The 22,893-nt window shown below is 67.7% G+C and carries 25 protein-coding genes; 16 read left to right on the plus strand and 9 right to left on the minus strand.

Going from position 1 to position 22,893, the window contains the following annotated elements:
• From RCH12_RS01630 to RCH12_RS01650, 6 genes are all read left to right on the plus strand, one after another.
• Nucleotides 1–1,138 (plus strand): IS1380 family transposase (locus tag RCH12_RS01630; protein WP_327015845.1); only part of this gene is annotated, 1,138 nt, incomplete at its 5' end.
• Between the two features lie 312 nt (nt 1,139–1,450).
• A complete protein-coding gene (locus RCH12_RS18535; RefSeq protein ID WP_442784550.1) occupies nt 1,451–2,509 on the plus strand; it encodes a zinc-ribbon domain-containing protein in 1,059 nt (352 codons plus the stop codon).
• A 9-nt stretch (nt 2,510–2,518) separates the two neighbouring features.
• Nucleotides 2,519–3,625, plus strand: a complete 1,107-nt coding sequence (locus RCH12_RS01635; protein ID WP_327015846.1) for a hypothetical protein — start codon at nt 2,519–2,521, stop codon at nt 3,623–3,625.
• A 218-nt stretch (nt 3,626–3,843) separates the two neighbouring features.
• The gene (locus RCH12_RS01640) at nt 3,844–5,220 is read left to right on the plus strand and encodes an FAD-binding oxidoreductase (RefSeq protein WP_327015847.1); all 1,377 of its coding nucleotides are present in this window, start codon (nt 3,844–3,846) and stop codon (nt 5,218–5,220) included.
• On the plus strand, nt 5,217–6,563 hold the full coding sequence (locus tag RCH12_RS01645) for a class I SAM-dependent methyltransferase (RefSeq protein ID WP_327015848.1): 1,347 nt from the start codon (nt 5,217–5,219) through the stop codon (nt 6,561–6,563). Before RCH12_RS01640 ends, RCH12_RS01645 begins: the two co-directional genes overlap by 4 nt.
• A gap of 50 nt (nt 6,564–6,613) precedes the next feature.
• Nucleotides 6,614–6,895, plus strand: coding sequence for a hypothetical protein (locus RCH12_RS01650; protein ID WP_327015849.1), 282 nt, complete (start codon nt 6,614–6,616; stop codon nt 6,893–6,895).
• Between the two features lie 14 nt (nt 6,896–6,909).
• On the opposite strand, the gene budA is transcribed toward RCH12_RS01650, so the two are convergent.
• Nucleotides 6,910–7,638, minus strand: a complete 729-nt coding sequence (budA, locus tag RCH12_RS01655) for an acetolactate decarboxylase (protein WP_327015850.1) — start codon at nt 7,636–7,638, stop codon at nt 6,910–6,912.
• A 28-nt stretch (nt 7,639–7,666) separates the two neighbouring features.
• Nucleotides 7,667–8,587, minus strand: a complete 921-nt coding sequence (locus tag RCH12_RS01660) for a hypothetical protein (RefSeq protein WP_327015851.1) — start codon at nt 8,585–8,587, stop codon at nt 7,667–7,669.
• Between the two features lie 196 nt (nt 8,588–8,783).
• On the opposite strand from RCH12_RS01660, the gene RCH12_RS01665 reads away from it, so the two are divergent.
• Nucleotides 8,784–9,317, plus strand: coding sequence for a universal stress protein (locus RCH12_RS01665; protein ID WP_327015852.1), 534 nt, complete (start codon nt 8,784–8,786; stop codon nt 9,315–9,317).
• Nucleotides 9,318–9,346: 29 nt separating this feature from the next.
• Here the strand turns inward: RCH12_RS01665 and RCH12_RS01670 are convergent, their stop codons facing one another.
• A complete protein-coding gene (locus tag RCH12_RS01670) occupies nt 9,347–9,640 on the minus strand; it encodes a PLDc N-terminal domain-containing protein (protein WP_103432795.1) in 294 nt (97 codons plus the stop codon).
• A gap of 215 nt (nt 9,641–9,855) precedes the next feature.
• Between RCH12_RS01670 and RCH12_RS01675 the strand changes: the two genes are divergently transcribed.
• On the plus strand, nt 9,856–10,497 hold the full coding sequence (locus RCH12_RS01675; RefSeq protein WP_103432794.1) for a ScbR family autoregulator-binding transcription factor: 642 nt from the start codon (nt 9,856–9,858) through the stop codon (nt 10,495–10,497).
• Between the two features lie 95 nt (nt 10,498–10,592).
• On the opposite strand, the gene RCH12_RS01680 is transcribed toward RCH12_RS01675, so the two are convergent.
• A complete protein-coding gene (locus tag RCH12_RS01680) occupies nt 10,593–11,024 on the minus strand; it encodes an organic hydroperoxide resistance protein (RefSeq protein ID WP_174776277.1) in 432 nt (143 codons plus the stop codon).
• A 126-nt stretch (nt 11,025–11,150) separates the two neighbouring features.
• Between RCH12_RS01680 and RCH12_RS01685 the strand changes: the two genes are divergently transcribed.
• From RCH12_RS01685 to RCH12_RS01695, 3 genes are all read left to right on the plus strand, one after another.
• Nucleotides 11,151–11,705, plus strand: coding sequence for a MarR family winged helix-turn-helix transcriptional regulator (locus RCH12_RS01685; RefSeq protein WP_103432793.1), 555 nt, complete (start codon nt 11,151–11,153; stop codon nt 11,703–11,705).
• 58 nt (nt 11,706–11,763) lie between these two features.
• Nucleotides 11,764–12,132 (plus strand): GNAT family N-acetyltransferase, encoded by a 369-nt coding sequence (locus tag RCH12_RS01690; protein WP_103432792.1) that lies wholly within the window; start codon nt 11,764–11,766, stop codon nt 12,130–12,132.
• 81 nt (nt 12,133–12,213) lie between these two features.
• The gene (locus RCH12_RS01695; protein WP_327015853.1) at nt 12,214–12,627 is read left to right on the plus strand and encodes an Hsp20/alpha crystallin family protein; all 414 of its coding nucleotides are present in this window, start codon (nt 12,214–12,216) and stop codon (nt 12,625–12,627) included.
• 24 nt (nt 12,628–12,651) lie between these two features.
• On the opposite strand, the gene arsB is transcribed toward RCH12_RS01695, so the two are convergent.
• On the minus strand, nt 12,652–13,782 hold the full coding sequence (gene arsB / locus RCH12_RS01700) for an ACR3 family arsenite efflux transporter (RefSeq protein WP_103479852.1): 1,131 nt from the start codon (nt 13,780–13,782) through the stop codon (nt 12,652–12,654).
• A gap of 96 nt (nt 13,783–13,878) precedes the next feature.
• Between arsB and RCH12_RS01705 the strand changes: the two genes are divergently transcribed.
• The 3 genes from RCH12_RS01705 to RCH12_RS01715 all read left to right on the plus strand — a co-directional run bounded on the left by RCH12_RS01705 (nt 13,879) and on the right by RCH12_RS01715 (nt 15,559).
• Nucleotides 13,879–14,229, plus strand: a complete 351-nt coding sequence (locus tag RCH12_RS01705) for an ArsR/SmtB family transcription factor (protein ID WP_103432790.1) — start codon at nt 13,879–13,881, stop codon at nt 14,227–14,229.
• Between the two features lie 49 nt (nt 14,230–14,278).
• Nucleotides 14,279–14,464, plus strand: coding sequence for a hypothetical protein (locus RCH12_RS01710; RefSeq protein ID WP_327015854.1), 186 nt, complete (start codon nt 14,279–14,281; stop codon nt 14,462–14,464).
• Nucleotides 14,465–14,779: 315 nt separating this feature from the next.
• On the plus strand, nt 14,780–15,559 hold the full coding sequence (locus RCH12_RS01715; RefSeq protein WP_327015855.1) for a M23 family metallopeptidase: 780 nt from the start codon (nt 14,780–14,782) through the stop codon (nt 15,557–15,559).
• A gap of 44 nt (nt 15,560–15,603) precedes the next feature.
• On the opposite strand, the gene RCH12_RS01720 is transcribed toward RCH12_RS01715, so the two are convergent.
• The 3 genes from RCH12_RS01720 to RCH12_RS01730 form a co-directional block, all read right to left on the minus strand.
• Nucleotides 15,604–15,969 carry a CHY zinc finger protein gene (locus RCH12_RS01720; RefSeq protein ID WP_327015856.1) on the minus strand — a complete coding sequence of 122 codons (366 nt, stop codon included), beginning with the start codon at nt 15,967–15,969 and terminating at the stop codon, nt 15,604–15,606.
• Between the two features lie 170 nt (nt 15,970–16,139).
• A complete protein-coding gene (locus RCH12_RS01725) occupies nt 16,140–17,030 on the minus strand; it encodes a DsbA family protein (protein WP_327015857.1) in 891 nt (296 codons plus the stop codon).
• Nucleotides 17,031–17,191: 161 nt separating this feature from the next.
• A complete protein-coding gene (locus tag RCH12_RS01730; protein ID WP_327015858.1) occupies nt 17,192–18,514 on the minus strand; it encodes a GNAT family N-acetyltransferase in 1,323 nt (440 codons plus the stop codon).
• A gap of 433 nt (nt 18,515–18,947) precedes the next feature.
• Here RCH12_RS01730 and RCH12_RS01735 point away from each other — a divergent pair, with 433 nt between their 5' ends.
• Complete coding sequence (locus tag RCH12_RS01735) at nt 18,948–19,961, plus strand: LacI family DNA-binding transcriptional regulator (protein ID WP_103432784.1); 1,014 nt, start codon at nt 18,948–18,950, stop codon at nt 19,959–19,961.
• Here RCH12_RS01735 and RCH12_RS01740 read toward each other — a convergent pair.
• On the minus strand, nt 19,925–21,304 hold the full coding sequence (locus RCH12_RS01740) for a glycoside hydrolase family 27 protein (RefSeq protein WP_327015859.1): 1,380 nt from the start codon (nt 21,302–21,304) through the stop codon (nt 19,925–19,927). The two genes, RCH12_RS01735 and RCH12_RS01740, sit on opposite strands and share 37 nt — an antisense overlap.
• Before the next feature lie 216 nt (nt 21,305–21,520).
• Here RCH12_RS01740 and RCH12_RS01745 point away from each other — a divergent pair, with 216 nt between their 5' ends.
• Nucleotides 21,521–22,852, plus strand: a complete 1,332-nt coding sequence (locus RCH12_RS01745) for an ABC transporter substrate-binding protein (RefSeq protein ID WP_103432783.1) — start codon at nt 21,521–21,523, stop codon at nt 22,850–22,852.
• Nucleotides 22,853–22,893: the final 41 nt, after the last annotated feature.

Genomic DNA, 22,893 nt, shown 5'->3' on the forward strand with positions numbered 1-22,893 from the left:
GCTCTTTGCCCACCTCTACGCGCCGTCGACGCTGGGGTCGTTCCTGCGCGCGTTCACGTTCGGCCATGTGCGTCAGCTGGACGCGATCGCGTCCCGGTTCCTGATCAGCCTCGCCGCCCTTGGCCCGCTGATCATCCCGGAACCTGACGACTATGTGTTCGTGGACGTGGATGACACGATCATCGAGGTCCACGGGCACCAGAAACAAGGTGCCAGCTTCGGCTACTCCGGGGTCCGCGGGCTCAACGCGATCTTCGCCACAGCGAAGACGGTCAGCGGCGCCCCGATCGTCCTCGCTCAACGCCTCCGCCGGGGCGCCTGCTCGTCCCCGCACGGCGCGACCCGCCTGATCCGAGATGCCCTCGCAACCCTCCGCCGCCTGCCAGGGATGAGTGCAGCCCGGATCCTGTTCCGCGCCGATTCCGCGTTCTACACCTTCGCGGCTATCCACGCCGCCCTGGCTGGCGGCGCGGACGTCTCCGTCACCGCCCGCTTGGATTCCGCCGTCAGGAGGCGCATCGCGGCCATCCCGGCGGCCGGGTGGACGCCGATCAAGTACACGCACGCGATCTACGACGAGGACACCCGAACCTGGATCTCCGACGCTGAAGTCGCCGAGATCCCCTACACTGCATTCAGCTCACGGAAGAAAGCGGACCACATCAACGGTCGCCTCGTCGTGCGCCGGATCCCGGAACTGAACAAACACAAACTCGCCGGCCAGGCCACGCTCTTCGACCTGCACCGCTTCCACGCGTTCTTCACCACCAGCACCCTGGACACGGTCACCGCCGATACAACCCATCGCGCTCACGCGGCAATCGAGCTCGTGAATTCCGACCTGAAGAACAGCGCCCTGGCCCACATGCCCTCCGGTGTATTCGCAGCCAATGCGGCCTGGCTGGTGCTGGCCGTGATTGCCTTCAACCTCACCCGCGCCGCTGCGGCAACAGCCGGCACCGGCCTGGCCCGGGCCACGACCGCGACCATCCGCCGAAAACTGATCAATATCCCCGCGAGGATCGCCTCGTCAGCCCGGCGCGTCACGCTGCACCTGCCCGAGAACTGGCCCTGGGAAACCGGCTGGACCCACCTCTTCGACCACGCCTTCGCACCACCGAGCCCCACCCCGACCTGACCCGACCGCCCCGACCCGGCACGACCTGGAACCCAAGTGGAACACCACGAGCAGCGAGGCTCAGCGCACAACCACGCCCCAGCACGCCGCCGCAACTCAAATCAGAACACGACTCCCAACCTCAGCCGATCGGTGGAATGAGGCTTAGACATGGTCGATTACGCAAGTTGGCCGCGGCGTCGTTCCGGGGTGGCGCCCGGCTTCCCTGGATTCAACATTCCAGATTCGCCCATGTACATCGCACCCCACTACGAGCGTGCGACAAACCCGCGCCGGTCCAAGTCCCTACGCGACATACAAAATGACCTGCGCATGGAGTTCTGGTGGCACAGCGAAGGCAAAGCGTTCGAAATCCTCAGGAGCGGGGACAGCGAGCCGTGTAGTTGGATATGTCCTGACGGTCACGTGACAAACTCAAACTGCACGACGAAGGTCGGGTTTGGGCGCGCAGTATGCGCTTACTGCAACGGGAACCGCCCGGTCGTTGGGCTCAACGATTTGGCCACAACCGACCCGACCATCGCAGCGTTCTGGCACCCCACCAAGAACGCGCCACGTGAACTTTGCACTGTGTCCGTCGGGTCGGCATTCGAGGCATGGTGGCTTTGCGACGAAGGTCACGAATTCCCAAAGCCAATCATCGACTTCAAACTGCACCCAGGCTGCCCAGAGTGCAGAGACCCGCATCGGCTTCGTGCTGCTATCGACTTGCGGCAGAAGTATCCGCATTTTGCGCAACAGTGGGACCCCGAACGAAACTCCACGCCCGAGCCGCCCGCGAAAATCGTGGAATGGCATGACATCGTCTGGTGGACTTGCCAAGAAGGGCACCATTTCAGCTCGACGGTTGCCGACAGACAGCGTCGGGATGGCAACTGTCCGGCCTGCACGTCACGGCGGGTGCTGCCGGGGGCCACGGACCTAGGAACAGTTTATCCAGCGATTGCAGCCGAACTCCATCCGACACTCAACGGTGAGCTACGTGCGGAGAACCTCCTTCCCCAGGCACAGGGGAAAGTTTGGTGGCTCTGCCCGAACGGTCACGACTACCGATGTGTGGTTGCCGTTCGGACAAAGCTCGGAATCGGCTGCACAAAATGCACTGGCCGGAGCATAGTGGCAGGTATAACCGACTTTGCCAGTGTGAAACCAAAAGTAGCGGCCCGGTGGCATCCGACCATGAACGGTGAACGTACTGCAGCAGACGTGCACCCGGGGTCGGCCCAGCAAGCCTGGTTTACCTGCCCATGTGGAAAGCCCTACCAAACCGAGATTCGGATGATGCGCCCTGACAGGTACTGCAGGGAATACACCGACTACCTCCGCTGGCACGTCGGCTTTCGTTGCGAGGATGTCGGTGCCTCGCTCTAGAGTTAAAACGTGGCTGAACCGACGTACGCGCTTTCATGGCCCCGCGAGCTTTTCGAATGGGAAGCCAAACGGATTCTTGATGCCGACAGTGAATTTCCGGCCGACAAGATTGCGTTCCTGCTCGAGGAAGCATTTGAAGACGCTGACGTTGCCGAGCAGTTCCGCCGGATGGGGCCGGCGTCCTTCATCTGGACTTCAGAACCGCACACTAACGACTCTTCTGCACAAGAGTGGTTTACTGCACTGCTGAATGACAAGAGACGACTTCGCTCCTTTCAGCCGCCGCGATACTGGGCCCAGCGGAACAACGTGCATCAGCCGGATGACAGTAATGAGCCTTTTACTGGCTTCGCAGGGCACTTCTTCGACCTCGTTAAGAATCTCTCCGAGACTGGATACACGCCGAAAGTTATGCCTAAATGGTGCCCGGATTCAGACAACCCTTCGGATGAGTGGATTTCGAGGAAAATAAGCAGCGCGATTCGAATTCCCGTTGTTTGGGGGGAGCTGGCTCAATGCCCGGAGGCGGTGTCTGAGGACGTCCTCTACTCCCTCGTCGAGTACTTTCATGACCAAGCCCAGCGTCCGCAGATATTTTCGACTCACAGCTATGGCGGATGCGGACGTGACTATTCCGATTATGACGCTACCGCGGGACGCACCATTTATCGCTGGCGAGTAAATCAGCTCCTCCGAGACCACAACGTGCCCTTGCGGCTGGCAGCAAGAGGCGACGAGTTGGGCAGGCTCGTCCGAGAGTTCAGCCCGCCACTTCAGGACCTAGTGGAGTCACAGGTAGCGGCGCGGAATGAACCCGGCGAGGAGGTAGCTCATGCGATTGGTGATTTTCGGAGTCGAGGCGCGAGCCTGGTTGTCAAGCGCGCTGCCATCACGCTGATTGCCAGCAATCTCGAGGCCCGCCGGCAAACGTTGAAGGTTCACCTAAAGAAGGACGAGCAGGACCTGTTCAACATCGCGAACAACTTCCAACTTCGTCACAGAAATGTCGGCCAGAAGGAAGACTATGGCCATGAGTTCGCCGATTGGATATTCTGGAACTTCCTCTCTGCAGTGGAGCTGCTTGACGCACTCGAGCGGCGAGGCAGCGGGGACTAGAAGAGGAATTCAGGCCTGCCCACAGTGGTTTGCAGGGTTGTGACAACTAATTCGCGAAAAACAGGGCCCGGACGCGCCTGAATTCACTGACAATTACATGCGAATACTGACAACTAAATTGCGAAACGACAAAGGGCGGGTGCTTCGGCATCCGCCCTTTCTGCGTGATTGTGCAGATCCCCGTCGCGTCAGGGGCGACCGCGGGCTATCGTGTGGGCGTGCCCGCTCTTGTCGACGCGAAGCGCGCTCACGCCGCCGGCGTGCAGCGCCTACTCGAGAGCTATCGGGCCGTCCCCGACGGGGCCCCGATTCGGCTGGCCAAGCCAACGTCGAACCTGTTCCGGGCGCGCGCCAAGAACACCGTGCCGGGCCTGGACACCTCCGGGCTGACGGGAGTCATCGCGATAGACGAAGAGGCGCGGACGGCCGACGTGGCCGGCATGTGCACCTACGACAACCTCGTCGCCCAGGCGCTGCCCCACGGGTTGGCGCCGCTGGTGGTGCCGCAGTTGAAGACCATCACGCTCGGCGGCGCAGTCACCGGCCTCGGCATCGAGTCGACGTCGTTCCGCAACGGCCTGCCGCACGAGTCGGTGCTGGAGATGGACATCCTCACCGGCACGGGGGAGGTGCTCACCGTCTCGCCCACCGAGCACGCGGATCTGTACCGGGCCTTCCCCAACTCGTACGGGACCCTGGGTTACGCGGTGCGCTTGCGCATCGAGCTCGAACCCGTGAAACCGTTCGTCGCGCTCAGCCATCTGCGGTTCCACTCGCTCGTCGACCTGATCCGGGCCATGCACGGCATCATCGAGACCGGGATGTTCGACGGTGACGTGGTCGACTACCTCGACGGCGTGGTGTTCAACGCGGCGGAAAGCTATCTCTGCCTCGGTAGGAAGACCAGTGCGCCCGGCCCCGTCAGTGACTACACCGGCCAACAGATCTACTATCGCTCCATCCAGCACGATAACGGGGTGACGGACGACCGTCTCACCATCCACGACTACCTCTGGCGCTGGGACACCGACTGGTTCTGGTGTTCGGCGGCGTTCGGAGCGCAGAATCCGCGGGTCCGCCGGTTGTGGCCGCGACGCTACCGGCGCAGCAGCGTCTACGGGAAGCTGATGAAATACGAACAACGATTCCACATCGGCGATCGCATCGAGAAACTGGGCGGCCGGCCGCCCCGCGAGCGCGTCGTTCAGGACATCGAGGTGCCGATAGAGCGGTGCGCGGAGTTTCTGGACTGGTTCCTGGACACCGTGCCGATCACGCCGATCTGGCTGTGCCCGCTGCGGTTGCAGGATGACAACGGCTGGCCGCTCTACCCGATCGGGCCGCGCCAGAACTACGTGAACGTCGGCTTCTGGTCGACGGTGCCGGTCGGGTCCACCGAGGGGGAGACGAACCGCCTGATCGAACGTGCGGTCCGTGATGTCACCGGGCATAAGTCGTTGTACTCCGACTCCTTTTACTCCCGGGAGGAGTTCGACGAACTCTACGGCGGAGACAACTACCGGGCAGTGAAGAACAGATTTGACCCTGATTCACGTCTCCTCGACCTCTATGCCAAGGCGGTGCAACGACGATGACCACGTACCGGGAACGCTCGACGAAGTCGACTTCGCTGACGGAGACACCAGGGAGAGCCGAATCGGCGGGGAAGTACACCCTCGCCGAGGTGCTGGAGATTTTGGCAGGCGGCCGGCTGCCGCTGCGGTTCACGGCCTATGACGGGAGTTCGACCGGACCGACGGACGCGTCGTTCGGGCTGGATCTGAGAACCCCCCGCGGCACGAGCTACCTGGCCACCGGCCGCGGCGACCTCGGCTTTGCCCGCGCCTACATCGCCGGCGACCTCGACATCCGCGGGGTGCACCCGGGGGACCCCTATGAGCTGCTCAAGGCCCTCGCCGACAGCCTCGTCTTCACGCGCCCACCGGCACGGACGATGGTCGACATGATCCGCTCCATCGGCGCCCGGCACCTGCGCCCGATCGCGCCGCCGCCCGAGGAAGCGCAGCCCCGGTGGCGCAGGGTCACCGGGGGGCTTCGGCACAGCAAGACCCGGGATGCCGAAGCGATCCACCACCACTACGACGTCTCGAACACCTTCTACGAGTGGGTTCTCGGGCCGTCTATGACCTACACCTGCGCCTGTTACCCGAGCGGGAGCGCATCCCTCGATCAGGCGCAGGACAACAAGTACCGACTCGTCTTCGAAAAGCTGCGGCTGACACCGGGCGAGCGGTTGCTCGACGTGGGCTGCGGCTGGGGCGGCATGGTGCGCTACGCCGCCCGCCGCGGCGTTCGAGCCACCGGTGTGACGCTCTCGGCCGAGCAGGCCGGCTGGGCGCAGCGGGCCATCGCAGACGAGGGCCTGGGCCATCTGGCCGAGGTCCGTTACGCCGACTATCGCGATGTCACGGAAACCGGCTACGACGCGGTGTCGTCGATCGGGCTGCTCGAGCACATCGGCGTGCGCAACTATCCGTCGTACTTCGGCTTTCTGCAGTCCCGGCTGCGCCCCGGCGGGCTGTTGCTCAATCACGCCATCACCTGGCCGGAGAACCACACACCACCCCGGCCGCGCGGATTCATCGATCGTTACGTCTTCCCCGACGGGGAGCTCACAGGGTCGGGCCGGATCATCAGCGAGGCGCAGGACGCCGGTCTGGAGGTTTTGCACGAAGAGAACCTGCGGCAGCACTACGCGCTGACGCTACGCGACTGGTGCGCCAATCTCGTCGAGCACTGGGACGAGGCGGTCGCCGAGGTCGGGCTCCCCACCGCGAAAGTGTGGGGTCTGTATATGGCTGGATCGCGGCTCGGGTTCGAGAACAATGGCATCCAGTTGCACCAGGTGTTGATGGCCAGGCCCGACAAACCGGGCGCTGCCGGCGACCTGCCGTTGCGGCCGTGGTGGACCCCGTAATCGCCGTTCGGGCGGCCCGCCCGCCTGCCGGAGCGGCCTACGCTGGGGGAATGTCACGCACCATGCGCTTGAAGCCGAACGAGTTGGTTGACGAGTGGCCGGATGGCCCGGCCAGCGACGCCATCGGCGAGGTCGCGCGGGTGTTCGCGGGCAACCTGCGCCGCGCCATCGGTTCGCGGAGCATCCGCAATGCCGCCGAGGCCTGCGGCGTGAACCACGCCACCCTGATCGGCATCCAGGATGGGCGGGCCTGGCCGGACATGGAGACCATCGCCAAGCTCGAACGTGGGCTGGATGCGGCGCTCTGGCCGGGCCACGTGACGAGGACCTGACCGGGTCGGTTTGCTCAGCGGTGGTTTTCGGTCTGCTCGATCTGGTCGGCAAGATTGTCCGGGCTGAGGTCCGCGTTCTTGAACTCGGGTGTGAGCGGCAGTTCGAGGTGCAGGTCGGTGCCGATGCAGATCTCGATGGTGCCCGAGAGCAACGCGAAGTCGAGCACGTGGCCGCCGTGCTGCCGGTCGGCGTCGACGAAGTGTACGTGCCCGCCGGGCACGCCGATGCCCTGCCCGTACAGCGGGGTGCGGAACCCCGCGACGACGCCGGTGGAACGGCCGAACTCCAGGGTCTTCTCGCCCCGGATGGCCTCGGACATGGGCAGGTACGGCTTCTCCTGCCGCTGCACAGCCCGCACCCGCACCCACTCGAACTCGCCGGTCAGCCGTACCGCGTACAGGTAATTCGCGCTCTGCAGGGTCTCGTTGATCAGCGCCACCGCCTGATCGCGGGTGGTAGGCCCGGTGACGGGGATGGTGACCGTGGGGACGAACTCGGTGACCACCGCGAACGGGGTCAGGTCGCCGGGCGCGGCGGGTGCCACCGTGCCGTCGACCCGCATCCGGTAGCAGACACCGTCGAGGATCAGCATCTCGCCGTCGAGCGCGTTGAAGGTGCCCAGTCCGAAGTCGCCGTGCGCGAGCAGGGTGGCCACGGTGGTGTCACCGTCGTAGATGCCGTCGAGCAGGGCGCTCATCAGGCTGGTCTGGTAGACGAGATGGCGGCCGGCGGGGACGTCCACGATGGTTCCTCCTAAGCGTGCGGTGGGGTTAAAGCGACGGGATCAGCTCGGGCACCCGGCAGGGCTGGCCGTGGGCGTAGTTGAGGCAGGAGCCCAGGGCATCCGGGTACGGGTCGGGGTTGCCGGAGCCGAACCAGGCCGTGTAGAACAGCCAGAAGTTGAGGTTGCCGTGGGTGGAGCATCCGTCGCCATCACTGTCGGGGTCGGCGAGGGCCGCCTCGTTGGGCTGGTACGGGGTGTAGTTGTACAGGTTGGCGGTGGCCTGGTTCTGGATGTCGACGGTGCTCGCACCGCACGCGGCGTCGGGGTTGTAGCCCACCTCGGTGTCGCCGATCTTGTAGGTGCGCTCGGGCTCCTGGGTGTACTGACGGAACTGCCAGGCCGCGTTGTAGACCTGGTTGAAGAAACCGAAGTATTCGGTCTCGCAGTCCGCCGTGTCGGGGCAGCCGTAGCCGGTGGCGCGCAGGTAGCCGGACTCGGTGGGCCGGCTGAGCAGGGACTGCTCCTTCTGCAACAGCACCAGCAGAACCCGGGGGCTGATACCGCAGGCCTCGGCGACCTTGCTGATGATGGTGCTCGCGTGTTCGTTCTCGGCGCCCGGGTAGGCGGCGCAGTGGCCGGCACCCGCGGCGGGCTGGTCGACGGTGCTCTCGCGGTACTCCCAGAGGCAGGGCGAGCTGTCGGTGCGGATGCAGCTGCGCGACAGCAGGAACGACTGCACCTGCTGCTCGGTCATGGCGTCGGCGTTGAAGAACGTGTAGTCGCTGACGATGCGGCCCGGCTCGAAGCCGGCCAGGTCGATCGTGTTCGTGGCGATGGGCGCGGTGGGGGCCGCCGTGGCGGGTTCGGCGCGCAGGGCGGCACTGACGAGGGCCGCTCCGGCCAGGACGACGACGAGAACGGCAGCCGTCGCGAGCGCGGACAAACGGTGGCGCTCGAAGAAGCTCATCCCCCGAGACTATCGAAGGCGTTCGGACGTCGGGTGGGAGGCGGCTGCGAGAGGCCGCGCCGGCGCGGCTCGGCGGCGGAGGAGGCCGGAATTCTCGCCCGAGATGTCCCGCGCTCTTCCGGCGGCAGGCTCGGGACGGTTGAATGGGAGGGAACCGCAGAGTCGGACGCTCCGCCTTCCGCGGCAGGAGGTCACCATGGACGCTGACACCGGCAAGGACCCGCGGCCCGATGCGGGCGACGCGGCGGCGGTGCACGCCGAAGCGGCCGCGCAACCGGCACAGCAGCCCGGCCCGCGCACGGGCATCGTCGTCGGGCACGACGGATCGGCCGACGCCGATCACGCCCTGACCATGGCTCTCGACCTGGCCGCCGACCTGAAGGTGCCGGTGACGATCGTGCGGGCCTGGACCATTGACACGGCTCCGCGCCCGGCGAACTGGGAGTTCGGCTATGTGTCGTCGTACTCGGACTACGCGGGCGCGGTGCGGGATCGCCTCGTGGACGACACCCGGGCCGTCGTCGCCGAGCATCCGGGGCTCACGGCGGAGTACCGGGTGGCGCTGGGCGGGCCGGCCAAGACTCTGATCGAGGTCTCGCGGGGGTCCCGGATGCTGGTGGTCGGCTCCCGCGGGCGCGGCGGACTGGCCGGGATGCTGCTCGGCTCGGTCAGTGAGCAGTGCGTGCGGCACGCGGACTGCCCGGTGCTCGTGGTGCGGCCCCGCTCCTGACCCGCGGAAGCGGGACTGCCTAGCGCGGGTCAGCCGGCCTGGAGCCGGTTGCCCACCGCGAACCAGGCGAGGGCGCCGAACACCGGTGCGAAGACCACGGTCAACACCCATCGGGTGCGGGCCGGTTCGCTCAGGTGCACGGCGCGGACCACCTGCGCGAGGGCGGCCACAATGAGGACGAGGGCGCCCAGGCCGGCCAGGACGATGAGCGTCACGCCGATCAGAGCGCCCAGCGTGGCGCCGTCTATCGCGCCGCCGTCCAGGACATCTGTGCGCCCGAGCGTTCCCTGCCAGGCGGTGCTGAGTATTCCTATGCTGTTCATTCGTCGGATTCCCCTCGATCCCGGCAGATGGTGCCCGGCGGCGGCGCGGGGCGGGTGGTGCGGTCGTGCGGTGGTCGTCGGCCGGGAAAACAGGTTCCCCCCGGAATGCTCGCCCGGCCTAACGGAAGCATACCAAACGGTATGCTTTCAGGTGTGACGACGTCGGAATTGGTCTCGGTGCCGCGCCGGGCGCCCGGCTCCAGTCGAGGAGCGTCGTGACCCAGCAGGCCCGCGCCGTGGAAACCCGGGCCGCGATCATCCGCGCCGCCGCCGATGTCTTCGGCGCTACGGGCTACGGCGGTGCCTCGATGGCGGATATCTGTGTCGCGGCCGGGCTCACCAAGGGGGCGCTGTACTTCCACTTCGCGTCGAAGGAGGCGCTGGCCCTGGCGGTCATCGACGCCCAGCATGAGCGGGCGCTCGGGCTCGGCGACGAGCTGTTGCACAGCGAGCAGCCCGGCCTGCACGTGCTGTTGCGGATGGCGTTCGAGCTGGGCAAGCAGGTGCGCGACGATCCGGTGTCGCGGGCCGGCATCCGCCTGACGATGGAATCGAGCAACCTGTCGGTGCCCGTCGTGACGCCATACGAGGACTGGATCGCGGCCTGCGAGCTGTTGCTGCGGCGCGCGATCGTCGACGGCGACGTGCGCGCCGACGTGGATGTCGCCGCCGCCGCCCGGTTCATCAGCCCCGCGTTCACGGGTGTGCAGGTGGTCTCCGGCGTGCTCACCGGCCGGGCGGACCTGATGCAGCGGCTCGTGGAGATGTGGTCGTTCGTGCTGCCGAGCCTGGTGGTGCCCGAACGGTGGGACGTGCTGCGGACCCTGCCCGCGGAGATGGCCGACGTCTGGGGGTAGAGCCTGCCGGTGGCGCAACTGGTGCCCGTGCGGACAATTGTTGCCGGTGTGCCGGACGCAATTGTCCGCACGGGACGCAGAAGCGAAGGTGTCGGCTAGTCCTCGTCGGTGACGACGGTGAGCTTCACGGCGATGTTGCCGCGGGTGGCGCGGGAGTACGGGCAGACCGCGTGTGCGGCCTCCATGGCGGCCTGCGCGGTGGCCGGGTCTGCGCCGGGGATCTGGGCCTCGATGGTGACCTCGAAGTCGAGGCCGGTGGCCATGCTGCCGACCAGGTTGACCGTGAGGGTGACGGCGGACTCCGACACGTCGACCTTGTTCTGGCGGGCGGTGGCCTTGAGGGCGTTGTGGAAGCAGGCCGCCCAGCCGCTGGCGAAGAGCTGCTCGGGATTGGTGCCGGGTCCGTCGTCGCCGCCCATGTCCTTGGGGATGGACAGGTCGAGGTCGAGCTTGTTGTCGCTGGTGACGACCTTGCCGGTGCGTCCACCCCAGGAGGTGGCGGATGCGGTGTAAATGGCGTTGGTCATGATTGTCTTCTTTCGGGTAGAGCGGAGCACACTGGACTCAGTCGTCAACACGCAGTGTTTGACACCGAGCCGACAAGTGCTTCGTATTCGAAACAACTTCTTTCTCACCCTAACGGAGGACCGACCATGGGAATTCCCGAACCATCCATCTCGGCCGATGAGATGCGTGCCTGGGCGGCCCTGTTCGAGACGTCGAACATCGTGCAGTACGCGGCCGACCGCAATCTGCGCGACTCCGTGGGCCTCACCCTCGCGCAGTTCGAGATTCTCCTGCGCATCGGCGAAGCCGGCACCGATGGTCGGCGCATGACCGACATCGCCGATTCGCTCACGGTCTCCCGCAGTGGCCTGACCTACCAGGTCGGCCAGTTGGAGCGGAAGGAGCTGGTGCTTCGGCAGCCGGCCCCCGACGACGACAGGTCGGTCATCGCCCACATCACTCCGGCGGGCCTCGACCTGCTGCGGACGGGCATCCCGGGTTACGTCGACCTGGTGCGGGAGATGCTCTTCGACAGGCTCAGCCATGCCGACCTGATGACCGTCACCGAGATTCTCGACGATGTGCGCCGCCAGCTCAAGGAGCAGCCGAAGCGGTCGACCTACCGGCGGGCGCGGCGCAGTGTCGCTCAGGCGGGTGCGGATGCCGCGGCGGCGGCCGGCGCGGTGCCGACCACCGAATAGCGCCGGATGGGCAGCCGCGAGGGGTTGCATCCGTCGGCACGCTGGGCAGACTGGGGGGATGAGCATCCCCACACATGGCGAGAGTCAGCCCGGTGCCGGCGAGCAGCGCAGCGTCGAACTCGTCGAGGATGAGCGCCGGTACCTGCTGCTGCTCGACGGGGTGCAGGTGGGCCACACCGTCTACGCCGACCACGGCGAGCAGCGGGTGTTCGTGCACACCGAGATCAGCATGGACCAGTCCGGTAAGGGGCTCGCGTCGACGCTGGTGGCGGCCGCGCTCGCCGATGTGCGGGCGCGCGGGCTGCGGATTGTGGCGTTGTGCCCGTTCACGGCCGCCTACCTCCGCGGGCATCGCGAGTACGACGATATCGTCGACCCGCTGACCCCGCGGCTGAAGGCCGATCTGCGCGCGGCGCAGCTGATCTAGCGCCCGCCGCACGGCCTGCGCGGGCCACGGCGCGGGGGTACTCTGTGCAGCGAAAACAGGCCGAACCCAAGGAGATGCATCATGGCTGGTGGAGTAGCGCGCCGCGACCGATTCGAATTGCCCGACTCGGTGCGACGTTTTTTTGAGGGCGACTGGGAGTCCGCAGCCCTGCGCGTGGAGGAATACCAGGAGGGTGACACCCTCGTTGTGAAAGCCGAGATGCCCGGCATCGACCCCGACAAGGACGTGGACATCTCGGTGTCCGACGGGGTCCTGCACATCCAGGCCGAACGCCAGGAGACCAGCCAACACAAGGAGAAGGGCGGTTACCGCACCGAATTCCGCTACGGCTCCTTCGCCCGCGACATCCCGTTGCCCAGCGGCAGCAAGGACTCCGACGTCTCGGCCAGCTATCGGGACGGCGTGCTCGAGGTGCGCGTGCCCGTCGCCGAGCGCGAGCAGACGACGTCGAAGATCCAGGTGACCCGCGGCTGAGCCTGCTCCGCCGGCACGGACGGGTCAGACGGCGGTCGGCGCCGCCGCCTTGGTGGATGCCGGTTCGCCGGATGCTGCCGCCCGGGGCGCCGGCTCGTGGCCGAACAGCTTCGGGCGCAGCCACAGCGATACGTAGACCAGGGCGATCAGAGCCGGCACCTCGATCAGTGGGCCCACGATGCCGGCCAGGGCCTGACCGCTCGTGGCGCCGAACGTGCCGATGGCCACCGCGATGGCCAGCTCGAAGTTGTTGCCCGCCGCCGTGAAGGCCAGCGTGGCCGTGCGGGCGTACGACAGCCCGACCAGCCGGCCGGCCAGAAAGCCCGCCCCGAACATCACCGCGAAGTAGACCAGCAGCGGCAGGGCGATGCGCACCACGTCCAGCGGCCGGTCGATGACCTGTTGACCCTGCAGGGCGAAGAGCAACACGATCGTGAAGAGCAGTCCGTAGAGCGCGAACGGGCCCACCCGCGGCAGGAACCGGCTCTCGTACCAGGCGCGGCCACGGGTGGCCTCGCCGATGCGGCGGGAGAGGTAGCCGGCCAGCAGCGGAATTCCGAGGAACACCAACACGCTCGCGGTGATCGCCCAGATGGAGAACTCGGCGCTGGTCGTGGCCAGGCCGAGCCAGGCCGGCAGCACCTGCAGGTAGAACCAGCCGAGGGCGGCGAACGCGATGACCTGGAACACCGAGTTGATCGCCACGAGGAACGCCGCGGCCTCCCGGTCGCCGCAGGCCAGGTCGTTCCAGATGAGCACCATGGCGATGCACCTGGCCAGACCCACGATGATCAGCCCGGTGCGGTATTCGGGCAGGTCGGGCAGGAAGACCCAGGCCAGCGCGAACATCAGCGCCGGGCCCACGAGCCAGTTCAGCACCAGCGAGGACACCAGCAGGCGCCGGTCGCCTGCGACGGCGCGGGCATCCGAGTACCGCACCTTGGCGAGCACCGGATACATCATCACCAGCAGGCCCACCGCGATCGGCACGCTCACCGAGCCGATCGAGAAGGCGTGCAGGAGGTCGCCGACGCCGGGTGCGAAGACGGCGAGCAGCAGCCCGAGCCCCATCGCGAGGAGAATCCAGACCGGCAGCAACCGATCGGTGGTGCCGAGCTGCGCGGCGGCAGGGGCGGGCTGGTCGGCGGATGTCATGGTGCTCCATCGGTCACGGCTGAGAAATAGATGAACGTCGATATTGAGTGTGGCGACAGCATCGATGGATGTCAATTCGCGTGTCAGAATGGGGGGATGGTGAACGTCGAACTCCTGCAGGCCCCCGCGGTGGTCGAATGCTGCGCGCCGCCCGCCCGCCAAGCGCTCGCAGCGGACGGCGCGGAAAAGCTCGCGAAGACGCTCAAGGCCATCGCCGATCCGGCCCGGCTCCGGCTGATCTCGATGGTCGCCGCCCACGACGACGCCGAAGCCTGCGTCTGCGACCTCACCGAACCCCTCGGCCTCAGCCAGCCCACGGTGTCCCACCATCTCAAAGTGCTGGTGGATGCCGGGATCCTTTCCCGGGACAAGCGCGGCACCTGGGCGTACTACCGGCTGGTGCCCGGCGCTCTCGACGCCCTGGCCCAGTCGGTCGTCACCGTCTGAGCCGTCGGGTGCACTGGAACCACCCAGCCGCGCTTTGTAGAGTGAAGGCATGACAATCGCCCCCGACCACGCCGCGCGCCGCAGCTCGCTGTTCGGCTGGCTGTGGAGCGTCGTGGTTCTCGGCCTCGGTCTCTGGGTGAGCCTGGCCACCGGTGAGTGGATCGCCCTGCTGTGCGCGGCCGGCCTGGTGATCCTGCCGGTCGGCGGCCTGGCCCTCCGCGCCGGACGACCCTAGCGACACCCCACCGATGCGTGCGTACGCATGCATACACACGGTTTACCCAGAAACGTGACGTAACGTCATTTACCTGCGCGCGGGGCCGACGTCGTCGCCGTGTGCTGGATTCCCATTCGGCGGTGCCACCTTCACGGTTCCCGCCCGCTCCACGCCCTATCCGGCCGGCCCTGTCACCTGGCGCGTGCCGCTGCCGGTGAGTGACCCTTTCGAGGCCTGGTGGATCCGCATCCTGATCCCGCATCGACCAGAAAGCTTTTGCCATGTCCATTTGCACCGTGCACACCCTCGCTCACGTTTCGGCCGGGGAGTCCTATGCGTAGGCGCAGCGGATTCATCAAGCCGCCCTCCCACCGCCGACAGGTCACCGCCGTCACCGCCATGACCTTTGTGGTGCTGCTCACCACGGCCGGTGCGCTGCCCGCGCAGGCCGCATACGTGGATGCCGACGGTGCTCCGGCCAGCGCCGTTCAGGCGTCCGCCGCCAGGGTGGCCCAGGCCGAGGCGGCACCGGCGCAGAGCATCAGCGTGACCGCCGCAGCGCCCGTCGCCGTGCAGGTGGACACCTTCACGGCCAAGGAGGTCGCGCCGCCGCCACCACCCGTGGTCGTCGCCCCCGCCGCCGCGGCCGCGCCAACCGCCGTTGCCGCCGCCCCCGCCGGGGCGAGCGTGCGCTGGCCGTTCCCCGGCTCCATCCGCATCTCCGACGGCTACGGCCCGCGCTCGGCGCCCTGCGCTGGATGCTCGACCTTCCACGACGGTCTCGACATGAACCCCGGCCAGGGAACCCCGATCGGTTCCGTCGCCGACGGCGTCGTGAGCTCGGTGACCGCGTACGACAATGGCGGCCTGGGCGTGCACGTCATGATCGATCACGTCGTGGACGGTCAGAACGTCACCAGCACCTACGGGCACATGCTCGCCGGCTCCGCCGCCGTGAGTGTTGGCCAGTCCGTCACGGCCGGTCAGGTGATCGGCAACGTCGGCAGCACGGGCCAGAGCACCGGACCGCACCTGCACCTGGAGCTGCACCTCAACGGCGTCACCGCCATCGACCCGTACTCCTGGCTGACCGAGCACGCGGGGCCGATGTAACCCACCCCGGGGCTCCAGGCGGCGCCGGTCGCCGTGGCCGGGAGTCAGGGCGACGGCGGCGGCACCTGGAAGTACAGGTGGGCGTGCAGACGGCATCCGTCATTGAAGGCCGACCCGCACGCCGGGCAGGCTGACACGGACCTGTAGACCTCGATCGTGAGGGTCTGCCCGCACGCGCCGCAGAGAATCGCCGGCTCGGCCCACTCCGCCGGCGCCCACTGCGCTGCCGGGTGCGATTCGGCGTCGGCGTGACACTGGAAACACGGGTAGAACCTGTCGCAGCAGCGGAACCTGATCGCGACGATGTCGGTGGGCCCGGCGTAGTGCACGCACCTAGTGTTCGCATCGACGGTGGCCCCATAGACGCGCGGCCTGGCCGGGTGCCGGTCGGCCGGGACTTCGTGCGACATACCGTCTCCTTCGGGTCCCACAGCGCGGTCACCCGCTCGCATCCGCTTTTCTGCGGGGACGACAACTGTGGCCGGTGCGGACTTCTGCGCCCGGTGTGCCGGGTGCACTTGTCCGCACCGGCCACAGTAGCCGAGCTGGATGCCGTCGCGGGAGTCCGCGCGGGCAGTGGCTACTCGCCGGTGTCGGTCGTCGCGGTGGCCTGCTCCAACACGAACGCCTCGAAGGCTGCCGCGTCGCCGAGGTCGCCCTCATACTTGACGCCCTGCACGAGGACCGTCGGGGTGCCGGTGAGCGCGCCGATGTCGGTGTTGGGCAGCGGGTTGTCCAGAGCGCGGTCGGTGGCGTCGCCCACCCAGTCGGCGAACTCCTGGTCGGTGATGCAGCTGGCCACGGATTCGTCCGTGACGCCGGCCTCCTCCACCAGGCTGACGAGCTCGGCGTTGCTGAGGCCGGTCGTGCCCTCGGTGGGCTGGTTCGCGAACAGTGCGCTGTTCACGTCGAGGAAGCTGTCCGGCTGGTAGTTGGCCACGCAGGCGGCGGCGGTGGCCGACCGGGTGGAGTACTTGCTGCCGCTCGAGGACTGGTCGAGGATCGAGATCGGGTGCGTCTCGAGGGTGATGTTGCCCGCGGTGAGCCAACTGGTCAGCTGGGCGCCGTTCGTGGTCTCGAACTGGCCGCAGTACGGGCACAGGTAGTCCAGGTAGACCGCGATGTTCACGGTGCTGGTGAGCTCGCTCACATCGGTGGGCACTGGCTCGGCGTCGGCCGCGGTCGCCGCGGTCGTCACGGCGCTGATGGTGGTGCCGTCACCCTGCATCAGGATGCCGTCGCTGGCCATGTTGAGCGGCCCGGGCGAGGGCGGCTTGACGCTGCCCACGATCAGGACGGCGACGATGGCGGCCACGGCCACCAGGGCCAGGCCGATGCCGCCGCGGAGGAACCAGCGGTTGCGCGTCTCGCGCTTCTTCTGCTCCTCCCGCTGGATGCGGGCGGTCTCGCGCGCGACCTCACGGCGATCCTTCTTCGGGGGGAGCGCCTGGCCGGGGATTTTTGAGTTCATGGGCTATCTGTGCCGTTTCGTCGGGACTGGTTCTCACCCCGACGATATCGACCCGGCCTATGAGGCCGGTTGCCGGGTGCTGTGAGCTAGCTGGGAGGGCAGCCGGAGCCGGGCACCCAGATCAGCCTAGGACCAGATCGGGGTGCGCCGGGAGCGAGCGGTTAGAACCAGGTGCTCAGGTGCGGGGCGTAGGCGGAGTGCAGCGCCGTGTCCAGCCGGATGGCGGCATCCGGGGACTTCTCGGTGATCCGGCCGGCGCGAGCGAGGTCGACCGCGCTCGTGCCGCCGAGGTACAGCGACGCCAGGTCCGCTGCCGAGAGGGCCACCTCGACGGAGCCGGCCGGGGCGGTGCCGGTGAGCGGATGCGCCTGCCCCGACCCGTCGGCGGCCACGGTGAGCAGAAACCGACCCTGGGCGAAGCCGAGGTCGTCGGCGACGTCGAGCAGGTAGTCGCCCGGCGCGGCGTAGCTGCGGGCACCGAGCGCCGCCGGAACGTCGAGGATGCGCAGCCAGAGGTGGTCGCGTTCGCTCGTCTTGCGCACGGCGCGGTGGTCGGAGACCTGCCAGGCCACCGGCTCGGAGACGCTGCGGAGGCCCGCGTTGATCTCGTTGACCATGTCCATCTCGATCACGAACCGCCAGAGCGCGGCATAGGCGTCGTCGGTGGCCGCGACCAGGTCGACGAGCTTGAGCTGGCCGGGGTGGCTGACGTTCTGCAGCGCGATCTCGTAGAGCGCGAATCCGGCGATGGCGCCGTCGGCGTCGTCGTAGCGCACCGCGCGGATGCCGCGCTTGTGCGCGTCGGGTTCGTTCGGCAGCAGGCCGAGGGTGCGCTTCCACCAGATCTCGCGACGGTCGACCTCGCCGGGGGAGCGATCGCGGGTGCGTTCGAAGACGGCGGGGCCGTCGGCGAGCAGCGATTCCGGGCTGACGAACTGAACGCGGCCGGCCGGGGTGGGGCCGGTCCAGCGGGCCCGCTGGGTGTCGACGACGTACGAGGACTGCCGAGCCGACGGTCCGAAACCGTACCGGCCGTAAATGGTCGCCTCGGAGACCGTGAGCATGGCGATCGGCAGGCCGAGCCGCCGGGCGGTGCGGAGCTCCGAGGTGAGCATGGCCCTGGCAATGCCCTGGCGGCGGTGGGTGGGGGAGACGGTGACCGAGCTGATCGCCCAGGTGCCCAGGGCGGTGCCGCCGGGCACGGTCAGGCCCATCTCCCAGGACCGTATCGTGGCGACCGGGGTCTCCGGGTCTGCCTGCGAGGCGTCCCAGACGCCGGTGACCCTGTCGGTGGCGATGTCCTCGACCTGCACCTCGAGGGTGCCCTCGGTGGGCGTGACCTCGTGGAAGCCGCGGGCATCCGCCAGCAGCCAACGCTTCAGGCCCGCCTCGTCGTCGGCGTCGAGCACCGCCAGTCTCAGGCCGCGTTCGGCGAGGGTTGCGGTGGATTCGGGGTCGACGGGTGCGGAGGCGTAGGCATTCACCCATCCAGCCTACCCACGCGGATCCGGGGCGGTCCGAGTGGGTGACGGCCCGCTGGCTACGGGTGCCGGGCGGCAGGGTCGACGGGATCGGGACGGTGCTCGTGGCGTCGGCGAGAGTCCGCCACTTCTCGCGGACCACTTTCTTCCCGCGGGCAGGTGTCCTTCGCGGCGGCAGGGGTTCTACCGCGTGCCGCCGGGACTGGCGCGTGCCGCCGGGGCTGGCGTGTGCCGCGAGGGGCGCGGCGCCGGAAAGGGGCGATGCCCCGCCGGGAATGGACCGCGCCAGAGCCGCCAGACGGCTGCAACGTTGTAATGAAGGCGGTAAGTTCGGACGTGAGCATACCGACGCGCCGAGGACGGCGTGTGGCCGCCCGGAGCCGCGACCGCGACCGCGCGCACGGACTGTTCGCGGCACTGACCGACAGGGAGCGAAATGGCAGCAACACTGCGCGATGTGGCGGCGCTCGCCGGGGTGTCGATCAAGACCGTCTCCAATGTGGTCCACGACTTTCAGCACATCCGGCCCGCGACCAGGGAGCGGGTGCGCGCGGCCATCGACGAGCTCGGCTACAAGCCCAACATCTCGGCACGCAGCCTGCGCTCCGGCCGCACCGGTGTGATCGGCCTGGCCCTGCCCGAGCTCAGCCTCAGCTACTTCGCTGAGCTGGCGGATGCGATCATCCAGGCCGCCGAGCGCCGTCACCTGGTGGTGCTGCTCGAGCAGACCGGCGGCGGTGACCGCGACCGCGAGATCGCCATGCTCTCGAGCCCGCGGCTACAGCTGACCGACGGCCTGATCTTCAGCCCGCTGGGCCTGAGCACCGAGGATGCCGCCATGCTCAACGTGGGCTACCCGATGGTGCTGCTCGGTGAGCGGGTCTTCGGCGGACCCGTTGACCACGTCACCATGCACAACGTGGAAGCCTCGAAGGCGGCGACCCTGCACCTGATCAGCCGGGGCCGGCGCCGGATCGCCATCATCGGCGCGCACGAGGGCGAGGTGGTGGGCTCTGCCGTGCTGCGTGTGCAGGGTTACCGCGAGGCCCTCGCCGAGGCCGGCATCCCGTTCGACCCGGCCCTGATCTGCAACGTGGGCCGGTGGCACCGGGCGGACGGCGCCGAGGCGATGCGCGCCCTGATCGACACCGGCGTCAGTTTCGATGCGGTGTTCGGGCTCAACGACACCCTGGCGCTCGGTGCCATGCGGGTGGCTCAGGTGGCCGGGCTGCGGGTGCCGGAAGACGTGATGTTCATCGGCTTCGACGCTCTCGACGAGACCAAGTACTCCCTGCCGACCCTGTCGACCATCGACCCCGGCCGCGACGAGATCGCCGACACCGCGGTGCGCCTGCTCGTGCAGCGCATCGAGGAGGGCGTGACCCCGCGGGTGCCCGAGGTCTACCTGGCCGACTACACCGTCATTGACCGGGAGTCGACGGCAGGCTGACTGGGCTGGTGCTCGAGGGGGGTGTCGAGGTGCACAAGACGGCAGCCGTGTGCCGGCACGCGCAGGGTGAGGCCGCCGTTCGTCACCGCGACCTGATCGCCGTGCCACAGGTCGGTGGCCGTGGCCGCCCCGGCCGGTGCGCCCAGCGCCGACAACGGCAGATGGATGTCCCTGGCGGCGTCCGCGGTGTTGAACACGGCCACGTAGATCGCCGCCGGCTCCTCGACTTCGGCCCCGGCGACCGAACTCCACACGATGGTGTCGCCCTCCCGCCAGAGCTCCCGCTGGCCGTGCGAGTCGCGGTGCATGCGCAGCACCGCCGGGTTGGTGAGCAGGGCCAGGGTCTGGGGTGGGGTGGACGGCAGGTCGCCGCCGAACATCAGCGGGGACCGGGCCAGGCACCACAGCGTGAGCATGGTGCGCTGTTCGTCCGGCGTGAGCCGGCTCATCCGGTCGTCGCCGCGTTCAGCCCGGATGCCGATGCGCCCCAACGGCAGCATGTCGGCGTCGGCCCAGGCGCCGGGGCGCTGGTGCGGCGCCCAGCGCGCGAGCCGGCCGAACTGGTCGAGGATGTCCTCCCAGCGGTCCCAGAGATCGTCGGACACCCGCCAGAGCTCGGCGTTTGCGGCCAGGTGCTCGCGGTGGGCCTGGGAGAGATCGGTGCCGGGGGAGAGGCTGAGGGTGATCGGGCGCCCGGAGCGGGCGATGGCCAGGGCGTATGCGTCGATTTCGCGGGAGTGATACGGCGCGAGCATGTCGTCGGCCTTGATGAAGTCCACGCCCCAGGCCGCGAACTGGGCCACCTGGGCGTCGTAGTAGGCCTGCGCGCCGGGGTGGTCGTGGTTCAGGCCCACGTTGTCCGGGTTCCAGGTGCAGGCCGAGGCCGGGTCGGCGATGTCGGCGGCGGTCACCCCGGCACGATCGAAGACGGGCAGGGCCCGCTCCACCGCGGCCCGCGGGATCCCGCGCATGATGTGCAGCCCGAAACGCAGGCCGAGCGCGTGCACCCGGGCGGCGAGCGGGGCGAAGCCGGCGCCGGCGGCCGCCGACGGGAACCGGTTGGTGGCGGGCAGCTGGCGGCCCCAGGCATCCATCTCGATGCCGGGCTTCTCGTTGTAACCGCCCGCGCGGGCGGCGGGGTCGTACCAGGCGATGTCGACCACGATGGTGTCCCAGCCGAAGCGCAGCAGGTGTTCGGCCATGAACTCGGCGTTGGCCAGCACCTCGGCCTCCGTGACGGTGGTGCCGTAACAATCCCAGGAGTTCCAGCCCATCGGAGGCCGGTCGGCGAGCGGGGCGACGGTGTCGTGCATGGCCAGGTCAGCGGGGAATTCGAGGGACATCGGAAGGCTCCGGTTCGGTGGGCCGCCCCGGCCACGGCCGGTAACGGGACGATAACTTTTATTGCAACGTTGGAATTTTTTGCCGGGATTCGTTGCGTCTGCACCGAGCCTGTCATACTGTTACAACGTTGTAAAACACTCAGGACGCGGATGTCCGACCCGACGGGCCGTGGCATCCACCACTCACAGCACAGCCAATCGGGAAGGAACTGCGTGATGAAGAGGTCACGTTTTATCGCCGCCTCCGTAGCAATGATCGCTACGACCGGCCTTCTGCTCAGCGGATGCTCGGCAGGAGCAGCAGACACCGGTGAGAAGCAGCTCACATTCATGTTCCGCGGCGGCGAAGACGAGAAGGCCGCATACACGACGGCCATCAAGGCCTTCGAAGAAGCTAACGACGTCAAGGTCAAGATCATCTCGACCACCGCAGACGACTACGCCACCAAGCTCAAGGCGGCCATCGCCGGCAAGCAGATCCCGGACGTGTTCTACATCGCGCAGGGCGACATCCAGGCCTATGTGAACAACGGTGTCGTCCTCGACATCACCGAGTACGTCGAAGATTCGGACACCCTCGACCTCGACAACATCTGGGAATACGGCGTCGACAGCTACCGCTTCGACGGCAGCCTGGTCGGCGAAGGCGCCATCTACGCGCTGCCCAAGGACGTCGGACCGTTCTCGTTCGGCTACAACAAGACCATGTTCGAGGCCGCCGGTATTCCGCTGCCCGACGTGGACGTTCCCCTGACGCTCGAAGAGTTCGTCAACATCTCCAAGCAGCTCACCAAGGACCTCAACGGTGACGGCGAGCTGGACCAGTGGGGCACCGGCCTCAACGTGCAGTGGAGCCTGCAGTCGTTCGCCTGGTCGAACGGCGCCGACTTCCTCAACGAGGACCGCACCAAGGTCACCGTCGACACGCCCGAGTTCGCCGAGGCGCTGCAGTGGTTCGCGGACCTGTCCAACGTGGAGGGCGTCACCCCCTCCACCGCGCAGGCGCAGACCCTCGACACCTACCAGCGTTGGATGAGCGGCCAGATCGCGTTCTTCCCGGTGGGCCCGTGGGACGTCTCCACCTACGCCGAGCTCGACTTCGACTGGGACCTGATTCCCTACCCGGCCGGCAAGACCGGTGAGTCCGCCACCTGGGTCGGCTCGCTCGGCATCGCCGTCGGCAGCACCACCGAGGACCCTGAGCTGTCGGCCAAGCTTGTCGAGTACCTCTCCGCCGACGTCACGGCGCAGCAGACCCTGGTCGACGCCGGGGTGCAGATCCCGAACCTCAAGGACATGGCCGACACCTGGGTGGCCGACTCGACCACCAAGCCGGCCAACAAGCAGGAATTCCTCGACATCGTCAACGACTACGGTCGCGCGCTGCCGGCGAACAACACCTACAACGCCGAGTGGTACGACGAGCTGTTCACCAATATCCAGCCGGTCCTCGACGGCAAGCAGACCGCCGCCGACTACCTCAAGGAGGCGCAGCCCAAGATGCAGGCCTTCCTGGACGACGCCAACGCCCAGGCCGGTATCGGCTAACACCGCCCGGATGCCGCGGTCGCGCTCTCTACGCGTGGCCG

Origin of the sequence: Cryobacterium sp. MP_3.1, assembly GCF_035984795.1 — a bacterium.
Lineage (GTDB): Bacteria > Actinomycetota > Actinomycetes > Actinomycetales > Microbacteriaceae > Cryobacterium > Cryobacterium zongtaii.

Excerpts from the sequence above, each read along its gene's own strand:
- RCH12_RS18535 (WP_442784550.1), top strand. The coding sequence starts at position 1,451 with ATGGAGTTCTGGTGGCACAGCGAAGGCAAAGCGTTCGAAATCCTCAGG.
- RCH12_RS01645 (WP_327015848.1), top strand. The coding sequence starts at position 5,217 with ATGACCACGTACCGGGAACGCTCGACGAAGTCGACTTCGCTGACGGAG.
- RCH12_RS01650 (WP_327015849.1), top strand. The coding sequence starts at position 6,614 with ATGTCACGCACCATGCGCTTGAAGCCGAACGAGTTGGTTGACGAGTGG.
- RCH12_RS01660 (WP_327015851.1), bottom strand. The coding sequence starts at position 8,587 with ATGAGCTTCTTCGAGCGCCACCGTTTGTCCGCGCTCGCGACGGCTGCC.
- RCH12_RS01665 (WP_327015852.1), top strand. The coding sequence starts at position 8,784 with ATGGACGCTGACACCGGCAAGGACCCGCGGCCCGATGCGGGCGACGCG.
- RCH12_RS01670 (WP_103432795.1), bottom strand. The coding sequence starts at position 9,640 with ATGAACAGCATAGGAATACTCAGCACCGCCTGGCAGGGAACGCTCGGG.
- RCH12_RS01680 (WP_174776277.1), bottom strand. The coding sequence starts at position 11,024 with ATGACCAACGCCATTTACACCGCATCCGCCACCTCCTGGGGTGGACGC.
- RCH12_RS01685 (WP_103432793.1), top strand. The coding sequence starts at position 11,151 with ATGGGAATTCCCGAACCATCCATCTCGGCCGATGAGATGCGTGCCTGG.
- RCH12_RS01690 (WP_103432792.1), top strand. The coding sequence starts at position 11,764 with ATGAGCATCCCCACACATGGCGAGAGTCAGCCCGGTGCCGGCGAGCAG.
- RCH12_RS01695 (WP_327015853.1), top strand. The coding sequence starts at position 12,214 with ATGGCTGGTGGAGTAGCGCGCCGCGACCGATTCGAATTGCCCGACTCG.
- arsB (WP_103479852.1), bottom strand. The coding sequence starts at position 13,782 with ATGACATCCGCCGACCAGCCCGCCCCTGCCGCCGCGCAGCTCGGCACC.
- RCH12_RS01705 (WP_103432790.1), top strand. The coding sequence starts at position 13,879 with ATGGTGAACGTCGAACTCCTGCAGGCCCCCGCGGTGGTCGAATGCTGC.
- RCH12_RS01710 (WP_327015854.1), top strand. The coding sequence starts at position 14,279 with ATGACAATCGCCCCCGACCACGCCGCGCGCCGCAGCTCGCTGTTCGGC.
- RCH12_RS01715 (WP_327015855.1), top strand. The coding sequence starts at position 14,780 with ATGCGTAGGCGCAGCGGATTCATCAAGCCGCCCTCCCACCGCCGACAG.
- RCH12_RS01720 (WP_327015856.1), bottom strand. The coding sequence starts at position 15,969 with ATGTCGCACGAAGTCCCGGCCGACCGGCACCCGGCCAGGCCGCGCGTC.
- RCH12_RS01725 (WP_327015857.1), bottom strand. The coding sequence starts at position 17,030 with ATGAACTCAAAAATCCCCGGCCAGGCGCTCCCCCCGAAGAAGGATCGC.
- RCH12_RS01735 (WP_103432784.1), top strand. The coding sequence starts at position 18,948 with ATGGCAGCAACACTGCGCGATGTGGCGGCGCTCGCCGGGGTGTCGATC.
- RCH12_RS01740 (WP_327015859.1), bottom strand. The coding sequence starts at position 21,304 with ATGTCCCTCGAATTCCCCGCTGACCTGGCCATGCACGACACCGTCGCC.
- RCH12_RS01745 (WP_103432783.1), top strand. The coding sequence starts at position 21,521 with ATGAAGAGGTCACGTTTTATCGCCGCCTCCGTAGCAATGATCGCTACG.